The organism is Nocardioides alcanivorans, from assembly GCF_021555175.1.
Lineage (GTDB): Bacteria > Actinomycetota > Actinomycetes > Propionibacteriales > Nocardioidaceae > Nocardioides > Nocardioides alcanivorans.
In genome coordinates, this window is record NZ_JAKGRW010000009.1 from 62,903 (window position 1) to 86,131 (window position 23,229).

A 23,229-nucleotide genomic window follows, 5' to 3' on the forward strand; every position below is an offset into this window, starting at 1 on the left:
GATGACGGAGCGGATGACCGCCGTCGTCGGCCCCGGGGAGCCCGACCACTTCATGGTGGCGGCCCAGAGCGCCGCGGTCCGGGTGGCAGTGCGTCGGCTGCGGGTCGCTGCACTTGCCCTGCTCCTCGCCCTTGTCGGCGGGCTGGGTGTGCTGCTCCTGTGGCCGCACTCCTGGACGATCACGGTGCCGATCGCCTTGGGTGTCGCCTTCGTCGGCGCCTGCTGCGGCTTCCCGCCCGGGGTCAAGGAGGAGCGCCCGGTGCCTGGGACGGAGCTCGAGGTCGCGCGGGTGCTCGACTGCTCGGTCCGTACCTGGGGTGGTAGCAGCGACGGGAAGCACCGCGTCCGGGTGACCGGTGAGGACTCCTCGGGTCGACTCGTCCACGACGAGGTATGGCTGGAGGCCACGAGTGGTTGTGAGGCGCAGTTCGGTGCTCTCTTCGGCTTTCGTCGCCACCCCACGATGCGGCACCTCGTGCACATCGAGCCGCAGACAGAGGTGCGTGACCTCGACAGGCTCGACGTGCAGGCGCGGATCGCGAAGGGATGGCTGCCCGACGCGGCGGAAGAGGCCGTGGCGACCGGCACGATCGCCACGGCTCAGGTGACCGCCCTGGGGATCGGCGAAGACGTGCTCGGCCCACGTTCGCTGGTGCGTCTCGAGTTGCGTCTCGCTGACGGCACGACGATCACGGCGACGCCGTACCTGTTGCCCGAGGAGCTGCTGGGGGTCGCCCCGGGAAGCACGGTGCGGATTGCTCGCGGCCGCAGCCTCCGGGCGGTCCTGCTCGGTACGCCGGCCTGGAACCGCGGGTTGTCGGCCTGAGTGGCTCGGCCCGTCGGCCTGAGTGGCTCGGCCCGTCGGCCTGAGTGGCTCGGCCCGTCGTCGCCCATCCTGGGCTGGTAGGGACTCAGTCTCGCTGGATCGGGAGCCCTGCTGACTCCGCATAGGCCTCGAGCTGTTCGAGGTACTCCTCCAACGAGTCGTGACGCACTGTCAGGCGCAGCACGGTGGCTCCCGCGTCCGCGGCTTCCCCGAGGACGTCGGCGACGCGCTCCGGCTCCCGGATGGGGTCCAGGGGGTCGGCCGTGCCGAGGAGCACGTCGAAGCCCTCGGGGGAGTCGACCTCGGCGAGCATGGAGCGGAGCCGGTCGGCGTCAGGCCCGCGGAACGCGACTGGGGCCGGAGCCCACCCGTCGCCGAGTGTGACGGCACGATTCAGTGCTCGGCGGGTGTTTCCGCCGACCCAGATGGGCAGGTGCTCCTGGACGGCGTGCGGTTCGATCGCCATGTTCTCGAACGAGTAGTGGGTGCCGTGGTAGGTCGCGACCGGTCGGCCCAGCGAGGCACGCAGTGCCCGCAGCGCGTCGTCGGCGCGGGGACCCCGGTCGTCGAAGGGTGCGCCGAGAAGGGCGAACTCCTCCTCCAGGTGCCCCACCCCGACGCCGAGATTGAGTCGCCCACCGCTGAAGTGGTCGAGCGTGCCGTAGCGCTTCGCCAGTTCGAGCGGGTGGTAGTAGGGCACGACGAGCACGAACGGTAGGAATCGGATCCGTTCGGTGACGGCAGCCAAGTAGGAGAAGGTCGCCAGGGCGTCGTAGAAGCGTTCGCCGCCACTGAATCCCACCGGCACGGTGACGTGGTCGGGGCAGGTGAGGAACTCGTAGCCGAGGCGATCCGCCGCGCGGGCCAACGTGACCACTTCCGCAGGACCGGCCTCGTGCTCCCAGGCCGGACGGCCGCCGGACAGGGCGAGGATCGGGGATGCAATGCCGGTGCGCATGAGGTCTCCTCAGGAGGGGCGCGCCCGACTCGGCCGGGCGCGAGACGTCGTGGTGGCGGGACCGGGAACCGGACCCGAGCAGGAGTGTGTTGCGCAGGCCTGGCCGTTTGGCGACACTCCCGCTGAGTGAGTGGTGTTCTTCCAGCGAGAGCGGGGACGGGCGGGCGCCACCCCGCCCGGTTTCACGCGTCGATGGTGCCCATGTCGCCGTACCGCTCCCCGGCGACCGCCCCGCGTGGCACCGCGGCCTCGAGCGCCTTGAGGTCGTCGGAGGTCAGGTGCAGCTCGGCTGCGCCGACGTTCTCCTCGAGGTAGGCCACCCGCTTGGTGCCGGGGATGGGTACGACGTCGTCGCCCTGCGCGAGCACCCAGGCGAGGGCCAACTGGCCGGGGGTGCAGCCATGTGCTGCTGCCAGTTCGGAGATCCGCTGGACCAGGGTGAGGTTGGTGGTGAGGTTGTCGCCGCTGAAGCGCGGGAAGTAGCCGCTGCCGCGGCTGTCGCTGCTGGGCGGCGCGGAGACGATGGCTCCCGTCAGCAGGCCGCGGCCGAGCGGCGAGTAGGGCACCAGAGCGATGCCGAGCTCGCGCAGCGTCGGCAGGATCTCGTCCTCGAGGTCACGGGTGAACAGCGAATACTCGGTCTGCAACGCGGTGATCGGGTGGACGGCATGGGCGCGCCGGATCGTGCCAGCCGATGCCTCCGACAGTCCGAGGTGTTGCACCTTGCCGGCTTCGACGAGCTCCTTCATGGCACCGACCGTCTCCTCGATGGGGACCGTCTTGTCGACGCGGTGCTGGTAGTAGAGGTCGATGTGGTCCACGTCGAGGCGCTGGAGCGAGGCGTCGCAGGCCTTGCGGACGTAGTCGGGGTGGCCGTTGACCCGGAGGCGGGAGCCGTCAGGCAGGCGTTCGTTGCCGAACTTGGTCGCGAGCTGCACCCGGTCACGGTGACCGGCGATCGCCCTGCCGACCAGCTGCTCGTTGACGAAGGGGCCATACATGTCGGCGGTGTCGAGGAAGGTCACCCCCAGGTCGAGGGCGCGGTGGATCGTGGCGATGCCGGCAGCCTCGTCGGGGGTGCCGTAGAACTCCGACATCCCCATGCAGCCGAGGCCCAGGGTGGAGACGGCGAGCGGGGAGTCGGTGCCGAGTGTGCGCGTGGAAAGGGTCATGCTGCCCAGCAAACATGCTGGAGTGCGCTCCAGGTCAAGCGCTCTGTTGCGACGCCCGTCGCAGCCGGTCCTCGTAGATACCGATCTTGTGGTCGATCGCGCCGAGGTGGCCGGTCACCTCCGTCAGCTGGCGCAACACCTCCTCGCGATGGCTCTGCAGCAACGCCAGTCGTTCCGGCTCGTTCCCGTCGCCGGCGCGTACCAGGTCGGCGTAGCGGCGTACGTCGCGGATCGGCATGCCCGTGGAGCGAAGCCGGGTCACCAGCGTGATCCAGTGCACGTCCTCCTCGTCGTAGCGACGGTGACCGCTCGCCGAGCGTGGCACCGGACGGAGGAGGAGCCCGTCCCTCTCGTAGTAGCGCAGGGTGTCGATCGTCAGGCCGAGTGCAGCGGCCGCTTGCGCGATGGTGAGAACAGGGCGGGTCATGGTCCCAGTGTCACTCCTGGAGTGCACTTCAGGTCTACGGGGTTTCACTCCTGGCGCTTGACCTGGTGGGTCGTCGAGCCGTGCGACGAGGTGGTCGACGTGATGCTGGACGTTGGCATCAGAGATACGGCTTGGTCAGCATCTCCAAGAAGTGGCCGGAGGGGTCTCGGAAGTAGACGCGAAGCCCGTCTTCTTCGGAGTCCGAGATCTCCTGTGGCCGCTGCATGCGCGGATCGGCCCAGTAGTCGACGCCGAGCTCCCGTAGGACACCGAGACCGCGGTGGAACTCGGGCGCGGTCATCAGGAAGGCCATGTGGATCGGATCGTTCACCGGGGCCACTGCGAACTGCAGCAGCGTGTCGTCATCCAACGTCAGGTTGACGAAAGGCCCCCAACTGGGAGCCGGTCGGGCGCCCAGGACCGCCTGGTAGAAGTCGGCGGAGAGTTGGGGCTCGTGGGCCCCGATGATCGTGTGGTTGAAGCTGACTGGCATGTCGCACCTGTTCGGTTCGCTCGCCTCCATGCCCGGCGCTGTCCGCCGTCGACACGCGACTCACGTGGGCAGACTATAGCCGGGCGCTCAGCGTGGCCGGCCCATGCTCTTGTGAGTCGGCCCGATCCAGTCGCCGGGGAGCGGCATCCGCTGAAAGGTGACGAACACGGAGGTCTCGACGTCGGGCCGGAGTGGATCGAAGAGCACTTCGGCGCGGCTGCATCCCTCGACTGCTCCGGCGCCGCGGGTGACCCGCTCGACGAAGCGCATCACGTGGGCGCCGTCGAGATAGCTCACCGTCAGCGTGGCGCCGGTCGCGCGACGAGAACCGCTGTCGTCGGAGGAGTAGTGGACCTTCACGTCATGGATCTGGCCCGGAACTCGCTGCCCAGTCTGCAGGAGACGGTCGCGCTCCTCCAGAATGCGTCGCCGCGTCCGCGCGCTGGCCCGGGCCGCCCAGGCGAAGAGGAGGGCAATGGCGACCAACAGGACGGGCATCCAGATGTTGCTCCGGTAGAGGATCCAGCTGCCCCAGCCCCACGAGTCATCGGTCTCGAAGATCGGGTCGACCGCGGTGCCGATCCTGATCGGCTCGAGCCAGGTCGGCACCAGCGCGATGAAGCCGCAGGTGAAGGCGGCGAAACCGATCGGCCCCGCCAGCAACCACGGCGCCTCGCCGCCGAGGTAGCGACGCAGCGCCCAGTTGTAGATGCCCGAGCCGGCGAACACCAGCACCACCCCGACGGTGATGGTGACCGGCAGCAGCCACATGCTGCGCGACATCGTCGTCGTCCGGTCGTCGAAGACGGAGTCGATCACGCCGTGACGGAGGTCCTCGAACATCAGCGATGCAAACATGCCGATTCCGCTCGCGCCCGCAACGATCAGGAGCAGGCCCGAGATCGCGACGGCGAGCGTGCCTCGATCGCCCCGGCGAGACAAGAGGTCGTCGCGACGACGTACTGCTGGATCGACGGTGCTCATCGGATCACCTCCTGGGCCGATGCCCGGAGCAGGGCGGGGAGGCCACCCTAGAGCAAACCTCGCAGTGCGATGATCGTGCAACGTGACCCAGACATCGTCGGCCGCTGCGAGTGAACGACCGCGGCGCGCTTGGACGCCTTGGCAGGCCATCTTCGGGTTCGGCATGGTCAGCCTGGCCGCGGACATGGTCTATGAGGGCATGCGCTCCATGGCAGGGCCGTTCCTGGGCTCGCTCGGCGCCTCTGCGTTGACGGTCGGGTTGGTCACCGGCGCCGGCGAGGCCATCGCGCTGATGCTGCGCCTGGTCACCGGCCCCTGGGCCGACCGGAGTCACCGTCACTGGCGGCTCACAGTGGTCGGCTACGGCATGACGGCGGTGTGCGTGCCACTGCTCGCCATCACCCCGTTCATCGGCGGGGCGGGTCTGGCAGTGGCGGTCACCCTGATCCTGCTCGAGCGGACGGGCAAGGCCGTCCGCAGCCCCGCCAAGTCGGCGCTGCTCGCCCGGATGGCCAAGCCCACGGGCACGGGCAGAGGTTTTGCTGTGCACAAGGCCCTCGACCAGGTGGGTGGCTTCTCCGGACCATTGCTGCTGGCCGGGATCACGGCGTTGACCGGCGTGCTGTGGCCCGGATTCGCGGTGCTCGCCGTGCCCGGTGCGCTGTCCCTGCTCATACTGGCGCTACTGCGAAGGCGGGCGCCAGGCCTGACCGAGACCGATCCAGAAGATCAGCCGCAGGCCGTGCGAACGCCGTTCGTGGCCGCTGCGTTCGGCCGAGGGTTGCCCCGTGCCTTCCACCTGCTGTCGGCGTCCGCCGCGCTCGCGACCGCCGGCCTCATGACCTTTGGGGTGATCTCCTACCGCTTCGTCGATGCCGGAATGATGTCGTTGGCCGCGGTCCCGCTCGCCTACGCGCTGGGCATGGCTGCCGCGGCGATTGCGGCACTCGCCACCGGCGACGCGTTCGATCGTTGGGGGCTCGCACGCTCCTGATCGTGCCGCCGCTGGTGGCCGCGGTCCCGCTCATGGTGTTCGCCGATCGACTCGGGGTGGTCCTGATCGGTGTCGGCATCTGGGGTATCGCCACCGGTGTCCAGGACTCCACGGTCAAGGCGTACGTCGCTGATCTCGTGCCGGCCGCGCGGCGCGCCACGGCCTACGGCGTCTTCGCGGCGGTGCAAGGAATGGGTGCGCTGGTGGGTGGAGTCCTCGCGGGCGCGCTCGTCCTCGATCACGTGCGGGCATTGGCCGGTGTGATCGCACTGCTCCAACTGGCTTCCCTCCTCCTGCTCTGGCGCGTGATCCGCTCCAGGTGACCCCCGTAGCGCCGACTCAACCCGGCATCCGTGCCTGCAGGAAGGTCACGGTCCGGTCCATCGCGGCGTCGAAGGCGGGACCGAAGGCGTGCCCGTCGTCGTACCACTCGAGGGTCGAGTCGACGCCGGCCGCGGTGAGGGTGCGTTGGCTGGCGCGTGCCCATTGCGGTGGGCAGGTGTCGTCGTACCTGCCGTGGGCCATCAACACCGGTTCGGTGATCTGGTCGAAGGCGGGCCGCGCCGAGATCCCGCGCCAGAACGCCGGATCGTCATCGGGCAGGCCGTGTCGCTGGCGGAGGGCGGCACGCAGGTCGGCCCGCGAGGCATCCGAGGCGATGAAGTGCTCGAAGTTCTGAGCCTCGAGACTCGAGACCGATGCCCAGGTGACGCCGGCAGCGACGAGCCCCGGTTCCAGCGCCAACGCCTTGAGCACGACGCCACCGCCCATGGACCGGCCGAAGAGTGCGATCCGGTCGGGGTCGACGGCCACGTCCGTCGAGTCGCGCAGGGCGTGGACGGCAGCGATCACGTCGACGGTGTAGCCCAGGCGTACGGCGGTGTCCACGCGCGGGTCATCGGTGGACTCGGCGTGGTTGCGGTAGTCCACGTGCAGGGCCACGAAGCCGCGGTCGGCGAGGCGTCCGCGCTCCCGGGTCATGCCCTGGCCGCGCTTGTAGATCGCCGGATCGACGTAGCCGTGGGCGAGCACCACGGCCGGGAACGGCCCGGGGCCTGTCGGCACGTTGAGCACGCCGCTGATCCTCAGGCGGCCGGTGCCGGCACCGGCCCAGGTCGAGGCGAAGGTGACGTCGTAGGAGGTGAAGGCAGCTGTCTGCTCCCGCACGGCGCCCAGTCGCAGGTCGCCACCCGTGAGGTCGGCCTGCCCGAGTGCCGCCAGGGAGATCGGGTGTGGTGGCTCCGTGACCTGGCTCGTGGGTGCGGTGGGGTCGGGCGTCGGTGAGTCGGACGAGGGAGACGTTGCCGATGCGGAGGGGTCCGCGTCGGGGTCCTCGGAGGTCGTCGAGGTGCAGCCGGTCAGGACGAGGAGAGTGGCAAGAACTCCTGCGGGCCAACGGCGCCGGACCTTCATGCATCGATCGTGGCATCCCGGTCCGGATGACGCCAGCAGGTGACAACGGCATCCGCGTCGAGACGCCGCCGGGGCCGTGGTGATCGGGACCCGACGGGCCCACGATCCGCGCTCAGCCGGTGCGGGCGCGTTGGGTGACGACGATGCAGCCGAGCACGATGACGGCGGTCAGAGGTACGGCGGCCGTGAGCTCCTCGCCCATCAGTGCGACGGCCCACACGAGGGTCAGCAGCGGTTGTGCCAGTTGGAGCTGGCTGGCACGCGCCACCCCGATCAGACCCATGCCTCGGTACCAGACCACGAAGCCGAGGAACTGTGACACGGCGGCGACGTACACCAGGCCGCCGACGGCGCTGCCGGTGAACTCAACGGGTTCGTGGGCCAACGCGACCGCGCTGACGGCAATGCTGACGGGCGCGGCGATGACCACGCCCCACGCGATCACCTGCCAGCTCGGCAGGTGGGCCGACAACCGCCCACCCTCGGCGTACCCGGCGGCGCACAGCAGCAGTGCGGCCACGAGGAAGAGGTCGCCGAGGGTCGGCCGCCCGTGGTTCTGGGCGAGGGTGAAGACGAGCACGGTCAAGGCGCCGACGGATGCCGCGCCCCAGAAGACTCCCGAAGGGCGTGCCCCCGTGCGCAGTGCGGCGATCACCGCGGTGGCCATGGGAAGTGCGCCGATCACGACCGCGGAGTGCGCCGTGCCGGAGGTCTGCAGTGCGAGCGCCGTGAGCAGGGGAAAACCGAGCACGCATCCAATGGCGACGACGATCAGCGCTGGCCAGTCCCCACGGGCAGGAAGGCGTGCCCGCAGCGCCACGAGCGTGCCCCCGGCCAGGAGTGCGGCCAGCACGCCGCGCAATCCGGTCACCGTCCACGGGCCGAAGCCGTCCAGCGCCCAGACGGTGGCCGGAAAGCTGAAGGAGAAGGCGACCACGCCCAGGCCGGCCAGAAGGGCGCCCGGGTTGGTCGATGGCACTTCCTCCGCGCGAGCGATAGCGCTACTCTGAACCGTCATGGACAACGATAGCGCAGCGCAGGCGCTGGCGACCACTCTCGCCGCCGAGGTCGAAGCCGACCCGCCGGGCACGAAGTTGCCGAGCCAGCGCGCCCTGGTGCAGCGCTTCGGCGCCAGCGCGACCACCGTGGCGCATGCCCTTGCGCTCCTGGCCCAGCGGGGGCTCGTCGAATCACGTCCGGGCTCCGGCACCTTCCGGGCCCACGGCAGGGTCTCCACTCTCGTCGGCGACACCAGTTGGCAGGACGCAGCGCTCGAGATCACCGAGAACGTCGCCGGCGCCGACAGGCGACGCCTCACCAGCGCGGCCCTCCTCAACACCTTGACCACGCCCGGCCCGGACGTCGTCGACCTCGTCGGGGGCTACCTCCACCCGCAGTTGCAGCCCCTCGCCCTGCTGAGCGGGGCGCTCGGACGGGCGGCACGACGTACCGAGGCATGGGGACGGCCGCCGGCGGGTGGGTTGCCGGAGCTGCGCGACTGGTTCAGCGCCGACATCGGCGGCGGGCTCAGCCGCCACGACCTCCTCGTTTGCGGAGGTGGACAGAGCGCCCTGGCCACGATCAGCCGGGCGCTGACCCAGCCGGGGGATCCGGTGGTGATCGAGACGCCGACCTACTCGGGCACCATCGCGGCCGTGCTGGCGGCGGGCCTGCGTCCGGTGCCCGTGTCGATGGACGAGCACGGCATCCGCCCCGACGACCTCGACGCCGCCCTCGAACGTTCCGGGGCCCGTGTGGTCGTCGTCCAACCGCTGTTCCAGAACCCAACCGGCGCGACCATGACGGCTGAGCGGCAGGCCCAGCTGCTGCAGATCGCCCGCAGGCACCGGGCGTTCGTGGTCGAGGACGACTTCGCCCGCCACATGGCTCATGCCGACGCCGCGCCGCTCCCGCCTCCGCTGATCGCCCAGGACCCGGACGGTGCGGTCGTCCACATCCGGTCCCTGACCAAGGTGACGTCGCCGAACGTGCGGGTGGCGGCGGTGGCTGCACGTGGGCCGGTGATGGCGAGGTTGCGTGCCGCCTTCGTCATCGACTCCATGGCCGTCCCGACGCCGCTCCAGCTGACGGCACTGGAGGTGGTCACGGCACCGGGTTGGCGCCGGGCGATGCACGCGTTGGGCCGTGAGCTCGCCCGCCGGCGAGACGCAACCGCTGCCGCTCTCGTCGGAGTGCTCGGAGAGAGCTCCTTGCGCCTCGTCCCGCGGGGTGGCTACCACCTCTGGGCCGGGTTGCCGTCACACCACGATGCCGACCAGTACGTCGCCGCCGCGCTCGCTTCCGGTGTCGCGCTGACCCCCGGCACGGCGTACGTCGCCACCGGGCCCACGCTTCCCCACGTCAGGTTGAGCTACATCGCCACGGCCTCCGCCGAAGACGTGATCAGCGGTGTCGAGCGGCTTCCACGCATCACGGCCTGAGGGCCATCCGTCACGCGCGCATCCAGCCGGTTCGCCCGCCGTCCTGCTGCGTCGTGAGCAAGGGGCACAGAGCGGCCGCGCCGACGAGGGCCACCACCGTGACGGGGAACAGGACGGACAGGTGGCCGCCTGCCACTGCCCAACCGGCACTGCCGGCACCCAACGAGGAGCCGATGTTCATCCCCGTGGTCACCCAGGTGCTCGCTTCGGTGTGCTGGGTCGGATCACTGAGCCGGTCACCAGCCGTGAATGCTGAGACGAACCACGGGGAGAGCAACACCCCGGAGGCGATCAGTGCCGCGGAGACCACGCCCAGTGACGGAGCCAGGCCGCAGGCCAGGAGCAGCAGGCCCCGCGTCAGTGAGACGGACGCGAGGTCGAAGGCCCAGGTGGAGGCGCGGGCGAGCTTCCCCACCACAGTCCGCCGAGGACCGCGAGCACGCCACAACCAGCCTCCACGAGTCCGGTGACTGCCGGCATGCCGGAGAGATCTGCCAGACCGGCCACCGAGGTGAGGTGGAGACTGCCGGCGAATCCGCCGACGGCCATCACGACCAGCAGCACCCGGAACCGGCCGCGGCGCAGCGGACCGAGGATCCCCCGGCGTGGACCGTCCTCCGCCTCCCGTCGGATCGATGCCCACGGAGACAGGGCCAATCCGATCACGCCGACAGGGATCAGCATCGCCGCCAGCAGGGCGCCGTGCCAGGCCGGCCCCAGGGCCAGCATGCCGGCGGCGATCACCGGCCCGGCCAGAAAGGCAGACTCCTCGGCGACGGAGTCCAGCGAGTAGGCGGTGGGCAGGTCGGCCTCGGTGGTGGCGGCCCGCCACTGGGCCCGCATTGCGGGACCCAGCGAAGGCGCTGACGCGCCTCCGAAGAGGGCCACCGCGAACCAGGCGATGGGTGAGTCGACATGGGTGGCGGCCATGACCAGGGCCACGGTCATCGCTGCCAGGAACATGGAACCGAAGGCAGGCAGCACGGCGCGCTGGCTCCGTGCATCCATCAGCCGCGCCTGGAACGGCATCAACAAGCCGGCAAAGCCGAAGATGCCGATCGCTGCAGCGCCGGTGCGGAAGGACCCCGACGTCTCGGCGGCCGTGAACATGAAACTGAGCGGCAACACCGCGTATCCCAGCCGGCCCAGCATGGCCAGGGCGAAGGTCCGACGCAGCCGGTTGTCGGCGAGCAGGATGCGGTAGGTGCCAGCACCGTGGGTGCGGGACATCGAGAACTCCAGAGCGTGAAGCGGCCGAGGGGCCGTGGAAGCGAGGTCGGAGACAGCGCGCCGAGGTCGGCGCGGTCTCCTAGTGCTTCACGCAGGTCATGGGGAGGAGGCTAACAGCCCTCGACGTGTCACGGCACTCGCAGCACACGGGTGTGCGACCGGCTGCACGGAATCTCCTGCCGTTGCGCGCAGTTGCCCTTGCGTGACCACCGAACTGACCGGCGACCTGTCCGATGTGCTGCGCAACCGGCGGAGCCTGCGCATCCTCGACCCCGAGCACGTGCTCGGCGACGCACAGCTGGCGCGGCTGCTCCGTGCTGCGCAGTGGTCGCCGTCGGCGGGCAACAGCCAGCCGTGGGGCTTTCTCGTCGCGTGTCGGGGCGACGAGACCCACGACCGGTTCGTCAAGCACCTCTCAGCCGGCAACCGTTCGTGGGTGCCGGCCGCGAGCGCCGTACTGATCACGGCCCACCAGGTGGCCTCGGGCCCGGAGGACGATGCGCCGGCCTTCTCCGACTATGCGATGTATGACCTCGGCCAGGCAGCCGCCATGCTCACCGTCGAAGCAGGTCTGCTCGGCCTGACCGCGCACCAGTTCGCCGGCTTCGACCACGATGGGGTCGCCGAGGAGTTCGGCGTGCCGGAGCACTGGCGCGTCACCACCGCCATCGCGATCGGGACGTACGGCGATCCGTCGGCTGCCGACCCGGCCCTCGTCGAGCGCGACCGGCGGCCGCGCGTGCGCAAGGAGCTGTCGGAGTTCGTCTTCGCCGGCACATGGGGTGCCAGCGCGGGGCTGTGACCCCGTCAGGGAGCTGAGGGATCGGCGACCGCAGCGAGCACGTCGGGGTCCTGGCAGGCTCTTGCGAAGGCGTCGATGCGGGCGCGGATCTCGCGCCCGAGCAACCACTGGCCGATCGGCTCGGCGACGAAGCGCAGCCACGACGGCCTGATCGCGTAGGTGTACTTCCAGACGGCTTCGGTGGCACCGTCGTCGGTGGGCTTGAACCGCCAGCCGCCACCGAAGGAGGCGAAGAACCACGGCCCCTTCACCATCGTCATGCCCACACTCGTCGGTGGGCGGTACGACGCGTACCGGCTGATCATCGTCGGCCCGATCCGTGCCTTGGTCAGGGTCTGCACACCCTTGCCGGGCGTGGTCGCGCCGTGCAGGAAGTGCTGCTCGCGGATGAACGGGTCCCACGTCAGCCGCACCTCGCCGGTGGTCTGCGACACCGCGAAGGCCGTGGCCGGGTCGAGCGGTACGACGACACGTGCGGTGACCTGGGGCATCCGATCCATCTCCTGGCGGTTTGGTCCGTGCGTGAACGGGTGAGGATGACCCCAGACCATCACGAACTCCGGGGGTATCAGTGAATCGCAGCCGCATGTCCGCCCTCGCGGTGGGCGCCCTCACTGCTGCGCTGCTCCTCGGCTCTGCGCCGCCGGCACAAGCAGCGAAGGTGACGAAGAAGAACGTGCCCGGCAGGTCGGCGCTCGTCAAGATCTTCCCTGAGCTCAACGGGGAGCTGCCCGAGAAGTACGCGAGCGATGAGATCTGGGTGCCGACCAAGACGTGCGGCGACCACGCGCCCGTGGTGGCCAAGTCCGCGTACTCGTTCTCCCTCGGCGGTTACGTCGACAGCGGTGCCGCCGTCGAGGTGGCGGCGTTCAAGTCGGTCAAGCGGGCCAAGTCGGCCTTCAGGGCATACAAGCGCGTCGCGAAGAAGTGCTCGAAGTTCACCACGAGCAGTGGACGGAAGTTCAAGGTGAAGCGGCTCGACCACGTCCCCAAGGTCGGTGAGCAGCGATTCGGGATGCTCAAGATCGAGAGAGGGCCACTTCTCACCGACCACCGTGGCCGTCACGTCGACCGCGTGGCGGTCGTCGTGATCCGCAAGGGCAAGCGCCTTGCGGTGGCCCAGGCCTACCGGGAGGACGCAAAGGTGCCCCAGGCGCGGGTCAAGAAGCTGGTGAAGGTCACGGCCAAGAAGATGAGGTGACGACCACGGGCGCGGGGTCGTGCAGTGATGCCCGGGAATGAGTACGCAGCCTCATGACGTCGCCCGTCTGTTTCGTGAGGCTTGAGGCATGAAGCCCGCTGTGCTCCTCTCATCCCTCGTCTTCCTCTCGGTTCCACTGTTCTCCGCCTGCGCCGGCCCCGATCGATCATCGGAGGCCGGCGACCTGCGCGAGGTCCTCTCCGAACTGTCCGGTGTCTCCGACGTCAGCCTCGACTACAGCAAGCCCGTCACCCTCGACTCCGGCAAGATCGCGCTCTCCGTGCGGATGGAGGAGGACGCAAGTACGAAGTCGGTCGTGGAGGTGGTCACGACGGCGTACGACGCCTTCAGCGACGCGCACCAGGGGGAGGAGGGCGATCTCGACATCGTGCTCGGGGACGACGTGATCCATCTCCGCAGCTTTGAGGCCGAAGCCGATGCCGACGACGTGGCGAAGGCGGCCGCGGCGGCGATGTCGGTGCTCTCCTCGGGGGCCGTGAAGGCCTACGTGAACACGCAGGACGTCACCAGGGCGCCACATGTGTTCACGGAGTACACGCTCACCGTCGCCGAGTCGAGTGTGGACGCCGTGCTCACGATGCTTGCCGATCTCGAGAAGGCACACGGTGACCTCCCTGATGCCTCGTGGCGCGTGCAGGCCGGTGATGAGTACGGATGGCTGATCGGTTCCGACCTCGGATTCCCCGACAGCGCGCAGGTGGCTCTCTTCGAGAAGCTGGCCGCGGGGCTGGCCGAGGGCGCGGTGGTCCGCTCCTACGGCATCGACTTCGTCACGCTCTCGGTGCCGCGCGGTGTCACTCCCGACGAGGTCTCGGCCACGGTGACGCGGCACCTGGAGCTGCTCGGCGACATGGAGGACCTCTTCTATGACGTCGAGAGTCCGGAAGGCATCTCGACCATGACCGAGGGCGACTGCTACTTCGACGGTGGGAGGATCGGTGCTCGCCTGGAGCTCGACCACAGTGGCAGCTGTTCCCACGTGACCCATTCGGAGGCCGACTGACCGCCGGTCGCCCGGGACACCTTCCTCAGGGCGCCAATGCAGCGAGTCCGTCGAGCACCCGAGTGATCCCGAACTCCCACGCCAGCAACGGGTCGGAGGGGCCCTGCATCGCTTGGCCGGCGGCTGCACCGACCGACTGGGCGAGTGGGTGGTCATCGCCCAGATAGGTCGCGAGACGTTCGCTCCACTGTGGCCAGTGCTGCGCGAACTCTCCTGCCCGTGGGTCGGGGCGCAGCGCCCGCGCGGCGCCGCGGACGTGGTCGAGCACGAAGGTCAGCGCTGCGTCGCACGTCGTCGGGGCGAGTCGCAGCGGGGCCAAGGAAGCGAGCTCGTGGTCGTACTTCGCGATCGTGCCGGGCCCGAGCGCGGTCCGTTCGTCGGTGAGGTCCAGCAGCCACGGGTGTGAGCGCAGCAGCGCCAGGTTGGAGTCGGCCACGCGGCGTACCCGCGAACGCCAGCTGAGACGGCCGTACGACGTTCGCTCCATCCGCGCGTGCACGGCGTCGACCATCAACACCAGCAGGTCGTCCCTGCTGTTGACGTGGGTGTAGACCGACATCGGCGAAACGCCCAGGTCTGCTGCCAGCCGTCGGACCGTGACGGCGGTGAGTCCGTTGGCGTCGGCCAGGCCGAGCGCTGCGTCCACCACGGCGCTGGTGGAGACGCGTGCGCGAGGCCCCCGGGTGCCGGGTGCCGGCGCACTCGGATGCTCGCGCCACAGCAGGTCGATCAGCGACCGCGGCATTGCAACTCCATGTCGGGAATCATTCCATGACGCCGTACGTTGTACGCCGTACAGAGTTTATCGAAGGAGAGCAACATGCAGGTCACGTCCACCGCCCTCTCGCTCAACGTCGCTGACGTCGACGCCTCCGCACGCTTCGCCACGACACACTTCGGGTTCACGGAGACGATGTCGGCCGACGGCTTCGTCTCCCTCGAGCACCCGACCGCGGGCATCAACGTCGTCTTCCTGCGGACCGGGCTGTCGACGTTCAAGCCGCAGGAGATCGCTGGCCCGGCCGGTCAGGGCATGCTGATCGCCTTCGTCGTCGACGACCTGGACGTCGAGTTCGCCCGCATCGCCGGCGGTGGCGCCACGGTCGTCACGGAGCCGGAGACGGAGCCCTGGGGTGAGCGCTACTGCCAGTTCGCCGACGACAACGGACTGGTCTGGCAACTGGTGCAGTGGGTCGAGATGCCGCAGTGACCGGATGGGCTCACCGCGTGGGGCGCGGGCCCACCACGTCGTAGCGCGCGCAAAGGAATGCCTTGTTGCGGTCGAACTCGCGCAGCTCCAGGTCGTATGCCTTCGTGAACAGCGGGCGGCCAGCGCCGAGCGTCACCGGTGCGATCGACACGATCACCTCGTCGAGCATCCCGGCGGCGGCGAACTGGGCAGCCAGGTCGCCGCCGCCGACGATCCACACGTCCTTCTTGCCCGCGGCATCGACGAGTTCCTGCCGGAAGTCGGTCGGGCTGCCGGAGACTATCCGCACGTCGTCCGTCACCGGAGCGAGGTCGCGGTGGGTGAACACCCATGTGGGTTGGGTGTAGCTCCACGACTCACCTGTCGACTCGTTGTGGTCGAGCACCCACTGATAGGTGGTGGCGCCCATGACGAGGGCGCCGATGTCGCCGATGAAGTCGGTGTAGTTGAGCGCACCACTCTCGTCGATCGGCTGGTCGAGCAGCCAGTCGAGGCTGTCGTGCTCGTCGGCGATGAAGCCGTCGAGGGTGGTCGCGGTGTAGAAGCGGAAACGGGTCATGGCTCTCCATCCCTGTTGGTCGGCGTCGGGGGTTGCCACGTGGCGCGGTGCCACATGATCGGGTCGGGGTCGAGCGCGGTCGTCCGTACGACGCCGGCATCGTTGAGCATCCAGCGCATCAGCTGCCGGCGGTGGGCCGAGAAGGTCAGCTCGTGGGCCACGATCTGCGACATCAGGAACGACTCCGGCGGTTCGCACAAGGCGTCGATGACCAGGTCTGCCCAGGCTCCGCGCCGTTCGACGCCGCGGATCATCGCGAGCCAGCGGGCCGCGATCTCGTCGTGCTCGAGGGCCAAGTGCGCGACGTCGTCGGGTGCGTCCGTCGCCGGAGCAGTGCTGCCCTCGATCGTCGCCAGCCACGGAAGCTTGCTGCGCACCAGCGTGGTGAGGACGTCGGCAATCGACTCCTCCGGCCCGTGCCACTCGAGCACCACGTGGTCAGGCAGGCGTTGCTTGCGGTAGTCGGCGTCCGTGAGTCCCGTCGCGGCACTGAGCAGCGAGCGCACGTCATCGAGGTCATGGCGCACCAGCAGGGCGAGCACGTCGCCGGCCGACTGCTCCTCGGCACCGCCGGAGTCGACGTACAGCACCGTGGGGGAGTGGAAGTGGAGTCCGTTGGGGGCAGGGAGCCAGTGGCCGCGCTCGCCGGCGGGGGCATCGCGGTCGGCGGGTGGCCGTAGGCGCGGGTGAAGGCGCGCGAGAACCCCTCGACCGATTCATAGCCGGAGTCGAAGGCACAATCGGTGACCGACATGCCGCGCTGCAGCAGCCATCCGGCACGTTCGAGGGTCACCCGTCGCCGCATGGCGACAGGCGATTCCCCTGATCGGGCGCGCACCTGACGGGTGAAGTGGAACGGCGAGGTGTGGGCACCGTTCGCCATGTCGTCGAGGCTCTGGTGGTCGGCGTCGAGCACGGCGTCGAGCAGGCGCCGCCACGGATCGGGCGTGGGTGGACCAACGGGCATGACACCAGCATCGACCCTCGGCGGGGTCTGGCGCATGACCGTTCTTGCTCGATCCCGGCAGAAGTCCTCGGCGGGGTGTCACAGGACCTTGCCGGCCGGCGTCTTCATGTCGAGTCACCAACGACAGGAGAAGAAGATGACAGGCACGACCCGCATCCCCCGCAAACAGCTCGACGGTGTCCTCGGGGCGGTGCTGAAGTTCGCAATGAAGAAGAAGGTCGGTTCGGTGCCCGAGGGCGCTGAAGTCATGTGGAACCACAGGGCCGTCTTCATGGACACCATGAAGTTCGGTGCCAGGACCGAGAAGTGGCACGAGCTCGACCGCAGCCTGGGCACGCTCGCCGCGATGGCAGCGGCAGCGGAGATCGGTTGCAGTTTCTGCTTGGACCTCCACTACTTCATGGCGCACGACAAGGGCCTCGATGAGGAGAAGGCACAGCAGGTGCCCCGGTGGCGCGAGTCCGACGTGTTCACTGCGGTGGAGCGACGGGTGATGGAGTACGCCGCAGCGATGTGCCAGACCCCGCCGACCGTCACGGAGGCGATGTCGGCAGCACTGCTCGAGGACATCGGTGCGGCCGGACTCGTGGAACTGACTGCCAAGGTGGGCATGATGAACATGACCGCCCGCGGCAACGTGGCGATGGGCATCCGGTCCGCGGAGTACGCCGAAGCCTGTGGTCTGCAGCCGCTCGCCACCCCGACCCGCCAGGAGGTGCCTGCCCCGTGACAGCCGATCCGTTCGTCACCCATCGGGGGCTGCTCTTCACCGTCGCCTACGAGATGCTGGGATCGGCGGCCGACGCCGAGGACGTCGTCCAGGAGACCTGGTTGAAGTGGTCCCGTGTCGACCAGTCGGAGATCGCCGACCCGCGTGCCTACCTGGTGCGCGTCGTGACGCGCGCTGCCCTCGACCAGATCCGCACCCTCTCTCGGCGCCGGGAGGACTACGTCGGCCAATGGTTGCCGGAACCCCTGCTGACCAGCCCCGACGTGGCCGACGACGTCGACCTCGCCGACAGCCTCTCGATGGCGATGCTGCTCGTGCTCGACACCCTCACTCCGACGCAACGCGCGGTCTTCGTGCTGCATGACGTGTTCGGCTTCGACTACGAGGAACTGGCCACCGCGGTCGACAAGACACCCGCGGCCGTGCGGCAGATCGCGCACCGGGCCCGGACCCACGTCGCCGAGCGGAGGCCGCAGGGCGTCACGTCGCGAGCCGACGCCGAGAGCGCGTTGTCGGCGTTCCAGCGGGCGCTCGACACTGGTGAGTTCCAGGAACTGCTCGACATCCTGGCGCCCGACGTGGTCATCGTCGGCGACGGCGGTGGCATCAAGCAGGCGATTCCCAACCCGGTCAGCGGGGTCGACAAGGTGTCGCGCCTGCTCCGCGCGGGCCTGGCCACGCTCGGAGGCTTCGGCGCGGCGCTGGAGGTGGAGAGCGTGCTCGTCAACGGCTGGCCCGCGCTGCTCATCAGGCTCGACGGGGAGCTGGACGGGATCATCTCGCTGAGGGTCGACGACGGACTGGTCAGCGGGATCTATGCCGTGCGCAATCCGGAGAAGCTCTCGCGGATCGTGCGGGAGGTCGAGGTCTCGCGCTGAGCCCCGACGTCGGGGAGCGGGTCAACCGCGCAGATAGGTCAACACGGCCGAGACCCGTCGGTCGGTGCCCTGCTCGAGGTCGAGCTTGGCGAAGATGTTGCCGACGTGCTTGCGGACCGCCGCTTCGCTGACCACCAGTTGGGCAGCGATGGAGCCGTTGGTCAGTCCCTCGGCCATCAGCGCCAGCACCTCGCGCTCCCGCTCGGTGAGTGCGGAGAGTGGACCGTCGTCGCGGCGCCGGCCGAGCAGCTGTCGCACGACCTCAGGGTCGATCGCCATCCCGCCGCTGGCCACCCGATCGATGCTCTCGAGGAACTCGCGCACGTGGCCGACCCGGTCCTTGAGCAGGTATCCGGTGCCGCCGGGGCCGGGCGCTTCGAGCAGCGAGGTGAGGTAGGCGTCGGCGACGTACTGCGACAACACCAGGATGCCTACCCCAGGGTGCTGCTCGCGGATCGTGGCCGCCGCACGCAACCCCTCGTCGGAGAGACCGGGCGGCATGCGTACGTCGGTGATCACCACGTCGGGAGGGTCGTTGTGGACCCAGGTGACGAGGGCCTCCGCGGTGTCGACGGCCGCGAGCACCTCGTGGCCACCCCGTTCGACGATGCCGACCAGGCCCTCCCGCAGCAGGGCGAGATCTTCGGCGATCACCACTCTCAGGGATCGATCCGGCACGGGCACTCCATCCTGATCCGGGTCGGACCACCGAGGGGACTGTCGACCTCCAGCCTTCCACCCAGCGCGTCGAGGCGCGTGATCAGCCCGGCAAGTCCGGAGCCGGCGCCGATGCTCGCGCCCCCACTCCGTCGTCGGTCACGGTGATGACCAGGTTGCCCTCGTGCACCCAGCCGGTGATCCGGCTCGACGACGCCTCGGCGTGGCGTGCCACGTTGGTGATCGCCTCGCTGACGACGAAGTAGGCCGCCGCCTCGATCGGAGCCGGCAGGCGCTCGGACAGCGTGATGTCGACGGCCACGGGGATCGGCATCCGGTCGGCGACCTCGTGCACCGCCGCCTCGATGCCGTGATCGATCAGCACCCGCGGGTGGATCCCGCGAACCGCCTCACGCAGGTCGGAGAGCGCCGCCTCGGCCTCACCGTGCGCCTGGCGCACCAGGTCCAGTCCGGGCCCCTCGGGTACGTCGAGCTCGGCACGTCCCAGCGTCATCGTCAGGGCGACCAGCCGCTGCTGGACCCCGTCGTGGAGGTGCCGCTCGATCCGTCTGCGTTCGGTCTCGAAGGCGTCGACCAGGTCGAGTCGGGAGCGACGCAGCTCCGTGATCCGTTGCTCCAACTGCTTGTCGCTGGCGCCCAGCAGGATCCGCGCGAGGGCGACCTGGGCTGCGGCGAGTGCGGTGGCGACGTACGCGAAGAAGACGTAGAAGGCGAAGAACCCGACGATGCCGACCGGCACCGCCTCCAACGGGGAGTCGGCGCTCCATCCGAGCACCACGAACTCCTCGTAGTGGGCCAACAGCGGAGCCAACGCCATGAGGGAGAGAAGGAGCACGGCGTTGACGGCCACCACGATGTCGACCCACCACAGGAGAACCGCGAGGATCACGCCGTAACCCAGCTCGCGGCCAGGGATCGACTCCTTGCGACGCTGCCGCAACCAGGCGCGCGGGCCCGGTGCGTGAAGTCGCGGATGCGGGCTCGGGAGGGGCGGCTGGCCCGGTGACATGACCGTGAGCCGGCGACGTTCGAGGTCGCCGACGGCCATGAAGAGCAGCGGAATCGAGGCGAGCAGGAAGATGCCGATCAAGACGATGCTGGTCACGATGCCGGTCAGCGCGAGCGCGAGGAACGCGACGAAGGTGAGCAGACCGACCAGCGAGGACCCGGCGAGGTAGAGCCACGAACGGAACGGCCAGGACGAGGTCAGGAACCTCAGCGGGTTGCCGGCCAGCGCTCCCCAGGCAGTCGGCGCGGCGCCTGCGGTCGAGGGTCGTTCCATGGGCACGACCCTAGGCCGTGCGCCGCGGCTTGTCGGTAGCGCAGGCGCTACCCCAGGACTCTCGGCCAGGCCATCGTGTCCAGGCTCGGACGACGATTGGCTGGGTGACATGAAGATGCGAACCCGCCAGCCGCGAGCCGATCTCGCTCAGACCCTCCGCTCGAGCGGCGTCGACCACGCCGTCGTGCTGGACAACGTCACCCGCACCTACTCGTCGCGCGCGGGTGAGGTCCACGCGCTGCGTGGGGTGACGCACACCTTCGCCGCGCACTCCTTCACCGCGATCATGGGTCCGTCGGGGTCGGGCAAGTCGACGCTCCTGCAGTGCGCGGCCGGGCTCGACGTCCCCACCTCGGGTCGGGTACGGGTCGGCGGCGTCGACCTCGGCGGGCTCTCCGAGGTGCAGCTCACCGAGCTGCGTCGCGACACGATGGGCTTCGTCTTCCAGGCCTACAACCTGCTGCCGGCGCTGAGTGCGCACGACAACGTGGCGCTCCCGTTGCGGTTGGCCGGCAACACCGTGAGCCGGTCGATGGTGCGTCATGCGCTGGACCGGGTGGGGCTCGCCTCGCAGTACCACCGTCGCCCGTCCGAGCTCTCTGGCGGTCAGCAGCAACGGGTCTCGATTGCGCGGGCCCTGGTGGCACGGCCCGACGTGGTCTTCGCCGACGAACCCACCGGCGCACTCGACCGGAGCACCGGTCGCCAGGTACTGGAGTTGATGCGCTCGACCGTCGACAACGACGGGCTCACCGTCGTGATGGTCACCCACGATCCGGTGGCGGCGGCGTACGCGGACTCGGTGCTCTTCCTCGAGGACGGCCTGATCGTGGGCAACCTGATCGGTGCGGACGCAGCGCAGATCGCGGCTCACATGAGCGAGCTCGAACGATGATGCTCCAGCTGAGTCACAAGAACGTACGTCGCAACTGGCCGCTCTTCGCCGGTTCCTTCGTTGCGCTCGCCCTGGGGGTGGCGCTGCTGGCCCTCAGCGCAATCCTGATCTGGTCGGTGGAGGCCTTCTCCACGACCGTGGACCCGGCCGACACCGATCTGCTCGTCGCCCTGGACGACCTGATGGCGATGCTCGGGGTGGTCTCGACCTTCTCCGGCTTCATGGCGATCTTCATCGTCGCGAGCACGTTCGGTTTCGCGGTCAATGCCCGGCAGCGTGAGCTGGGGCTGCTGCGCCTCGTCGGTGCAACGCCGAAGCAGGTGCGGCGCATGATCCTTGGCGAGTCGCTGGTGGTCGGCGTGGTCGCCTCCGTGGTCGGGAGCGCGCTGGGGTGGCTGCTCGCGCCGATCGTCTTGTGGGTGATGCACCAACGTGGGTTGGCCCCTGAGGGGATCCCGATCGTGTCTCCGTGGGCTCCCTTGGCTATCGCGTCCGGCATCGGACTCGCGGTCGCCCTCCTCGGCGCCCGAGCGGCGGGCAAGCGCGCGGCGAAGGTCGCCCCGATCCAAGCGATGCGTGACGCGGCCGTCGAGCGTGGCCGCATCGGCTGGGGACGGGCCCTGACCGGGGTGCTCTGCCTGGTCGGCTCCGGTGCCATGCTGATCGGAGTTCGCGCGGGCAGCCCGGAGCTCGCCATGGTGCTGGCGATCTTCGTGCCTGAGCTGATCGTGATCGGACTCGTCTGCCTGGGGCCGGTGCTGATCCCCCAGCTGGTGCGGCTGCTGACGCTCGGGATGCGGCGACACGTGCTGGTCGACCTGGCGCGCCAGAACCTGCTGGCACTGCCGCGTCGTACGACGTCGCTGGCCGCGCCGATCCTGGCGATCTCCGCCATCGCGGGCAGTCTCATCCTGTCGCTCTCATTTGCGGCCGACTGGGACAACGGGGTGACCAGGCAGCAGCTCGAGGCGCCCGTCGTGGTGACCGGTGCGGACGCGCGGGACGCTCGCACGATCGAGGCCCGGCCCGACGTCGAGGCGGCTGACAACGGCCTGCTGCTGCAGGTGACGATCGAGCGGACGGACGACTCGATGGAGGAGACCTTCGAGGGCATCGACCCGGCCGTGGCCGCGGCTGCTCGTGGCACGCGGGTGCACAAGGGTGATCTCGGCGACCTGACGGGTCGGACCATGGCGATCGCCCGCTCCTACGCATGGGACTACGGGATCCACCTGGGTGACAAGGTCCGGGTGCGCTTCGCGGACGGCAGCCGGATGCGGCTGAGGGTGGTCGCGGAGGTCGAGGACGCCAACAACCTGCAGCAGACGTTCCTGATGCCGCGGGCGCTCGCTGCGGAGCACGGCGGCGAACCGTCGGACACGTGGTTCGTGGTGCCGACGACAGGGGTGCCTGCTGCTGACCTCGTCGACGACCTCGCTGGTGAGTTGACGACCGGGGAAGCGGTGCCGGCGGCGACGTGGGTGGCCGACCGGGACGAGGACACCCGCGCCAACAACCAGCTGAGCGTCATCCTGGTGTTGGGTCCGGCCGCGGTCTATGCCGCGATTGCCATCGCAAACACGCTCCTGATGGGCAGCCGGCAGCGGCGGCACGAGTTCATCGCCACGCGTCTCATCGGCGCGACGGAAGAGCAGGTGCGCCGCCTCGTGGTCACCGAAGCCGGGTTGGTCGCCGGGGTGGCACTGACGCTGGGGGCCATCACCACGGTCACGGTGGGGGTGCTGCTGAGGATCCCGATGACCGCAGGGTTGGACGACGTACCGCTGACCATCCCGTGGGTGAGCCTGGGCGCGATCCTCGTGGCATGCGTGGTGATCCCGATCGTCGCCGCCGTCCTCCCGGCACGCTCCATGCTCCGGCAGGCCTCGCCGGCCAACGCGGCCACGGGGTGAACCGGTCCCCTTCGATGGAGTGAAACTGCTCCGATCAAGCCGAAAGGCAGCAGGTTCACTCCAACGAACGGCGTCGGCGCCGCACCGCGTTCCCGCATCCCGTGGTCGTGGCTCGCCCGGTGCGGGAGACAATTCCACGCGAGGAACCGACG

27 protein-coding genes and 1 pseudogene are annotated in these 23,229 nt (G+C 69.4%); 12 read left to right on the top strand and 16 right to left on the bottom strand.

The annotated features are described in order from the left end of the window. Window position 1 precedes the first annotated feature (1 nt). On the top strand, window positions 2–826 hold the full coding sequence (locus tag L1066_RS04975; RefSeq protein ID WP_235735252.1) for a hypothetical protein: 825 nt from the start codon (window positions 2–4) through the stop codon (window positions 824–826). 85 nt (window positions 827–911) lie between these two features. Here the strand turns inward: L1066_RS04975 and L1066_RS04980 are convergent, their stop codons facing one another. From L1066_RS04980 to L1066_RS05000, 5 genes are all read right to left on the bottom strand, one after another. Beyond that, the gene (locus L1066_RS04980; protein ID WP_235735253.1) at window positions 912–1,784 is read right to left on the bottom strand and encodes an LLM class F420-dependent oxidoreductase; all 873 of its coding nucleotides are present in this window, start codon (window positions 1,782–1,784) and stop codon (window positions 912–914) included. A 182-nt stretch (window positions 1,785–1,966) separates the two neighbouring features. Beyond that, window positions 1,967–2,956 carry an aldo/keto reductase gene (locus L1066_RS04985; RefSeq protein WP_235735254.1) on the bottom strand — a complete coding sequence of 330 codons (990 nt, stop codon included), beginning with the start codon at window positions 2,954–2,956 and terminating at the stop codon, window positions 1,967–1,969. Window positions 2,957–2,990: 34 nt separating this feature from the next. After that, the gene (locus tag L1066_RS04990; RefSeq protein WP_235735255.1) at window positions 2,991–3,383 is read right to left on the bottom strand and encodes a MerR family transcriptional regulator; all 393 of its coding nucleotides are present in this window, start codon (window positions 3,381–3,383) and stop codon (window positions 2,991–2,993) included. 118 nt (window positions 3,384–3,501) lie between these two features. Then, the gene (locus L1066_RS04995) at window positions 3,502–3,876 is read right to left on the bottom strand and encodes a VOC family protein (RefSeq protein WP_235735256.1); all 375 of its coding nucleotides are present in this window, start codon (window positions 3,874–3,876) and stop codon (window positions 3,502–3,504) included. An 87-nt stretch (window positions 3,877–3,963) separates the two neighbouring features. Then, window positions 3,964–4,860, bottom strand: a complete 897-nt coding sequence (locus L1066_RS05000; protein WP_235735257.1) for a hypothetical protein — start codon at window positions 4,858–4,860, stop codon at window positions 3,964–3,966. A gap of 82 nt (window positions 4,861–4,942) precedes the next feature. Between L1066_RS05000 and L1066_RS05005 the strand changes: the two genes are divergently transcribed. After that, complete coding sequence (locus tag L1066_RS05005) at window positions 4,943–5,854, top strand: MFS transporter (RefSeq protein WP_235735258.1); 912 nt, start codon at window positions 4,943–4,945, stop codon at window positions 5,852–5,854. Window positions 5,855–5,856: 2 nt separating this feature from the next. Further along, complete coding sequence (locus L1066_RS05010) at window positions 5,857–6,177, top strand: MFS transporter (RefSeq protein WP_235735259.1); 321 nt, start codon at window positions 5,857–5,859, stop codon at window positions 6,175–6,177. Between the two features lie 16 nt (window positions 6,178–6,193). Here L1066_RS05010 and L1066_RS05015 read toward each other — a convergent pair whose 3' ends face one another. Continuing rightward, window positions 6,194–7,267, bottom strand: a complete 1,074-nt coding sequence (locus L1066_RS05015) for an alpha/beta hydrolase family protein (protein WP_235735260.1) — start codon at window positions 7,265–7,267, stop codon at window positions 6,194–6,196. Window positions 7,268–7,379: 112 nt separating this feature from the next. Beyond that, entirely contained in the window at window positions 7,380–8,285 is a 906-nt protein-coding gene (locus tag L1066_RS05020; RefSeq protein ID WP_235735261.1) for a DMT family transporter, read from the bottom strand. Here L1066_RS05020 and L1066_RS05025 point away from each other — a divergent pair. After that, the gene (locus tag L1066_RS05025; protein ID WP_235735262.1) at window positions 8,284–9,708 is read left to right on the top strand and encodes an aminotransferase-like domain-containing protein; all 1,425 of its coding nucleotides are present in this window, start codon (window positions 8,284–8,286) and stop codon (window positions 9,706–9,708) included. The genes L1066_RS05020 and L1066_RS05025 overlap by 2 nt on opposite strands. A 10-nt stretch (window positions 9,709–9,718) precedes the next feature. Here L1066_RS05025 and L1066_RS05030 read toward each other — a convergent pair whose 3' ends face one another. Together L1066_RS05030 and L1066_RS05035 are read right to left on the bottom strand one after the other, a co-directional pair. Continuing rightward, window positions 9,719–10,123, bottom strand: coding sequence for a hypothetical protein (locus L1066_RS05030; protein WP_235735263.1), 405 nt, complete (start codon window positions 10,121–10,123; stop codon window positions 9,719–9,721). Beyond that, complete coding sequence (locus L1066_RS05035) at window positions 10,066–10,938, bottom strand: MFS transporter (protein WP_235735264.1); 873 nt, start codon at window positions 10,936–10,938, stop codon at window positions 10,066–10,068. The genes L1066_RS05030 and L1066_RS05035 overlap by 58 nt, the downstream gene beginning before the upstream one ends. 202 nt (window positions 10,939–11,140) lie before the next feature. Between L1066_RS05035 and L1066_RS05040 the strand changes: the two genes are divergently transcribed. Continuing rightward, a complete protein-coding gene (locus tag L1066_RS05040; protein WP_235735265.1) occupies window positions 11,141–11,740 on the top strand; it encodes a nitroreductase family protein in 600 nt (199 codons plus the stop codon). 5 nt (window positions 11,741–11,745) lie between these two features. On the opposite strand, the gene L1066_RS05045 is transcribed toward L1066_RS05040, so the two are convergent. Next, window positions 11,746–12,231, bottom strand: coding sequence for an SRPBCC family protein (locus L1066_RS05045; protein WP_235735266.1), 486 nt, complete (start codon window positions 12,229–12,231; stop codon window positions 11,746–11,748). 95 nt (window positions 12,232–12,326) lie between these two features. Here L1066_RS05045 and L1066_RS05050 point away from each other — a divergent pair, with 95 nt between their 5' ends. Together L1066_RS05050 and L1066_RS05055 are read left to right on the top strand one after the other, a co-directional pair. Continuing rightward, on the top strand, window positions 12,327–12,941 hold the full coding sequence (locus L1066_RS05050) for a hypothetical protein (protein WP_235735267.1): 615 nt from the start codon (window positions 12,327–12,329) through the stop codon (window positions 12,939–12,941). An 88-nt stretch (window positions 12,942–13,029) separates the two neighbouring features. Beyond that, the gene (locus tag L1066_RS05055) at window positions 13,030–13,965 is read left to right on the top strand and encodes a hypothetical protein (protein ID WP_235735268.1); all 936 of its coding nucleotides are present in this window, start codon (window positions 13,030–13,032) and stop codon (window positions 13,963–13,965) included. A 25-nt stretch (window positions 13,966–13,990) separates the two neighbouring features. Here L1066_RS05055 and L1066_RS05060 read toward each other — a convergent pair whose 3' ends face one another. Next, on the bottom strand, window positions 13,991–14,710 hold the full coding sequence (locus L1066_RS05060; RefSeq protein WP_235735269.1) for a TetR/AcrR family transcriptional regulator: 720 nt from the start codon (window positions 14,708–14,710) through the stop codon (window positions 13,991–13,993). A gap of 75 nt (window positions 14,711–14,785) precedes the next feature. Between L1066_RS05060 and L1066_RS05065 the strand changes: the two genes are divergently transcribed. Beyond that, complete coding sequence (locus tag L1066_RS05065) at window positions 14,786–15,175, top strand: VOC family protein (RefSeq protein ID WP_235735270.1); 390 nt, start codon at window positions 14,786–14,788, stop codon at window positions 15,173–15,175. Window positions 15,176–15,185: 10 nt separating this feature from the next. Here the strand turns inward: L1066_RS05065 and L1066_RS05070 are convergent, their stop codons facing one another. The 3 genes and pseudogenes from L1066_RS05070 to L1066_RS28400 form a co-directional block, all read right to left on the bottom strand. Next, window positions 15,186–15,734, bottom strand: coding sequence for a dihydrofolate reductase family protein (locus L1066_RS05070; protein WP_235735271.1), 549 nt, complete (start codon window positions 15,732–15,734; stop codon window positions 15,186–15,188). After that, window positions 15,731–16,324: a hypothetical protein gene (locus tag L1066_RS05075; protein WP_235735272.1), complete on the bottom strand. Its 594-nt coding sequence runs from the start codon at window positions 16,322–16,324 to the stop codon at window positions 15,731–15,733. Before L1066_RS05075 ends, L1066_RS05070 begins: the two co-directional genes overlap by 4 nt. Window positions 16,325–16,452: 128 nt before the next feature. Continuing rightward, window positions 16,453–16,737, bottom strand: a pseudogene (locus L1066_RS28400) (helix-turn-helix domain-containing protein); the annotation flags it as partial. Between the two features lie 100 nt (window positions 16,738–16,837). Between L1066_RS28400 and L1066_RS05080 the strand changes: the two are divergent. Beyond that, on the top strand, window positions 16,838–17,431 hold the full coding sequence (locus tag L1066_RS05080; RefSeq protein WP_235735273.1) for a carboxymuconolactone decarboxylase family protein: 594 nt from the start codon (window positions 16,838–16,840) through the stop codon (window positions 17,429–17,431). Further along, window positions 17,428–18,309, top strand: a complete 882-nt coding sequence (locus L1066_RS05085; protein ID WP_235735274.1) for an RNA polymerase sigma-70 factor — start codon at window positions 17,428–17,430, stop codon at window positions 18,307–18,309. The genes L1066_RS05080 and L1066_RS05085 overlap by 4 nt, the downstream gene beginning before the upstream one ends. 21 nt (window positions 18,310–18,330) lie before the next feature. Here L1066_RS05085 and L1066_RS05090 read toward each other — a convergent pair whose 3' ends face one another. Together L1066_RS05090 and L1066_RS05095 are read right to left on the bottom strand one after the other, a co-directional pair. Beyond that, window positions 18,331–18,987, bottom strand: coding sequence for a response regulator transcription factor (locus L1066_RS05090; RefSeq protein ID WP_235735275.1), 657 nt, complete (start codon window positions 18,985–18,987; stop codon window positions 18,331–18,333). Between the two features lie 82 nt (window positions 18,988–19,069). Next, entirely contained in the window at window positions 19,070–20,269 is a 1,200-nt protein-coding gene (locus L1066_RS05095; RefSeq protein ID WP_235735276.1) for a sensor histidine kinase, read from the bottom strand. Window positions 20,270–20,378: 109 nt separating this feature from the next. On the opposite strand from L1066_RS05095, the gene L1066_RS05100 reads away from it, so the two are divergent. Together L1066_RS05100 and L1066_RS05105 are read left to right on the top strand one after the other, a co-directional pair. Continuing rightward, window positions 20,379–21,164, top strand: a complete 786-nt coding sequence (locus L1066_RS05100) for an ABC transporter ATP-binding protein (protein ID WP_235735277.1) — start codon at window positions 20,379–20,381, stop codon at window positions 21,162–21,164. Next, on the top strand, window positions 21,161–23,077 hold the full coding sequence (locus L1066_RS05105) for an FtsX-like permease family protein (RefSeq protein WP_235735278.1): 1,917 nt from the start codon (window positions 21,161–21,163) through the stop codon (window positions 23,075–23,077). The genes L1066_RS05100 and L1066_RS05105 overlap by 4 nt, the downstream gene beginning before the upstream one ends. Window positions 23,078–23,229: the final 152 nt, after the last annotated feature.

Coding starts and splice junctions, on each gene's coding strand:
- L1066_RS04985 (WP_235735254.1), bottom strand. CDS start 2,956: ATGACCCTTTCCACGCGCACACTCGGCACCGACTCCCCGCTCGCCGTC.
- L1066_RS04995 (WP_235735256.1), bottom strand. CDS start 3,876: ATGCCAGTCAGCTTCAACCACACGATCATCGGGGCCCACGAGCCCCAA.
- L1066_RS05000 (WP_235735257.1), bottom strand. CDS start 4,860: ATGAGCACCGTCGATCCAGCAGTACGTCGTCGCGACGACCTCTTGTCT.
- L1066_RS05060 (WP_235735269.1), bottom strand. CDS start 14,710: ATGCCGCGGTCGCTGATCGACCTGCTGTGGCGCGAGCATCCGAGTGCG.
- L1066_RS05045 (WP_235735266.1), bottom strand. CDS start 12,231: ATGCCCCAGGTCACCGCACGTGTCGTCGTACCGCTCGACCCGGCCACG.
- L1066_RS05015 (WP_235735260.1), bottom strand. CDS start 7,267: ATGAAGGTCCGGCGCCGTTGGCCCGCAGGAGTTCTTGCCACTCTCCTC.
- L1066_RS05055 (WP_235735268.1), top strand. CDS start 13,030: ATGAAGCCCGCTGTGCTCCTCTCATCCCTCGTCTTCCTCTCGGTTCCA.
- L1066_RS05035 (WP_235735264.1), bottom strand. CDS start 10,938: ATGTCCCGCACCCACGGTGCTGGCACCTACCGCATCCTGCTCGCCGAC.
- L1066_RS05105 (WP_235735278.1), top strand. CDS start 21,161: ATGATGCTCCAGCTGAGTCACAAGAACGTACGTCGCAACTGGCCGCTC.
- L1066_RS05100 (WP_235735277.1), top strand. CDS start 20,379: ATGAAGATGCGAACCCGCCAGCCGCGAGCCGATCTCGCTCAGACCCTC.
- L1066_RS05025 (WP_235735262.1), top strand. CDS start 8,284: ATGGACAACGATAGCGCAGCGCAGGCGCTGGCGACCACTCTCGCCGCC.
- L1066_RS05070 (WP_235735271.1), bottom strand. CDS start 15,734: ATGACCCGTTTCCGCTTCTACACCGCGACCACCCTCGACGGCTTCATC.
- L1066_RS04980 (WP_235735253.1), bottom strand. CDS start 1,784: ATGCGCACCGGCATTGCATCCCCGATCCTCGCCCTGTCCGGCGGCCGT.
- L1066_RS05065 (WP_235735270.1), top strand. CDS start 14,786: ATGCAGGTCACGTCCACCGCCCTCTCGCTCAACGTCGCTGACGTCGAC.
- L1066_RS05080 (WP_235735273.1), top strand. CDS start 16,838: ATGACAGGCACGACCCGCATCCCCCGCAAACAGCTCGACGGTGTCCTC.
- L1066_RS04975 (WP_235735252.1), top strand. CDS start 2: ATGACGGAGCGGATGACCGCCGTCGTCGGCCCCGGGGAGCCCGACCAC.
- L1066_RS05020 (WP_235735261.1), bottom strand. CDS start 8,285: ATGACGGTTCAGAGTAGCGCTATCGCTCGCGCGGAGGAAGTGCCATCG.
- L1066_RS05095 (WP_235735276.1), bottom strand. CDS start 20,269: ATGGAACGACCCTCGACCGCAGGCGCCGCGCCGACTGCCTGGGGAGCG.
- L1066_RS05050 (WP_235735267.1), top strand. CDS start 12,327: ATGTCCGCCCTCGCGGTGGGCGCCCTCACTGCTGCGCTGCTCCTCGGC.
- L1066_RS04990 (WP_235735255.1), bottom strand. CDS start 3,383: ATGACCCGCCCTGTTCTCACCATCGCGCAAGCGGCCGCTGCACTCGGC.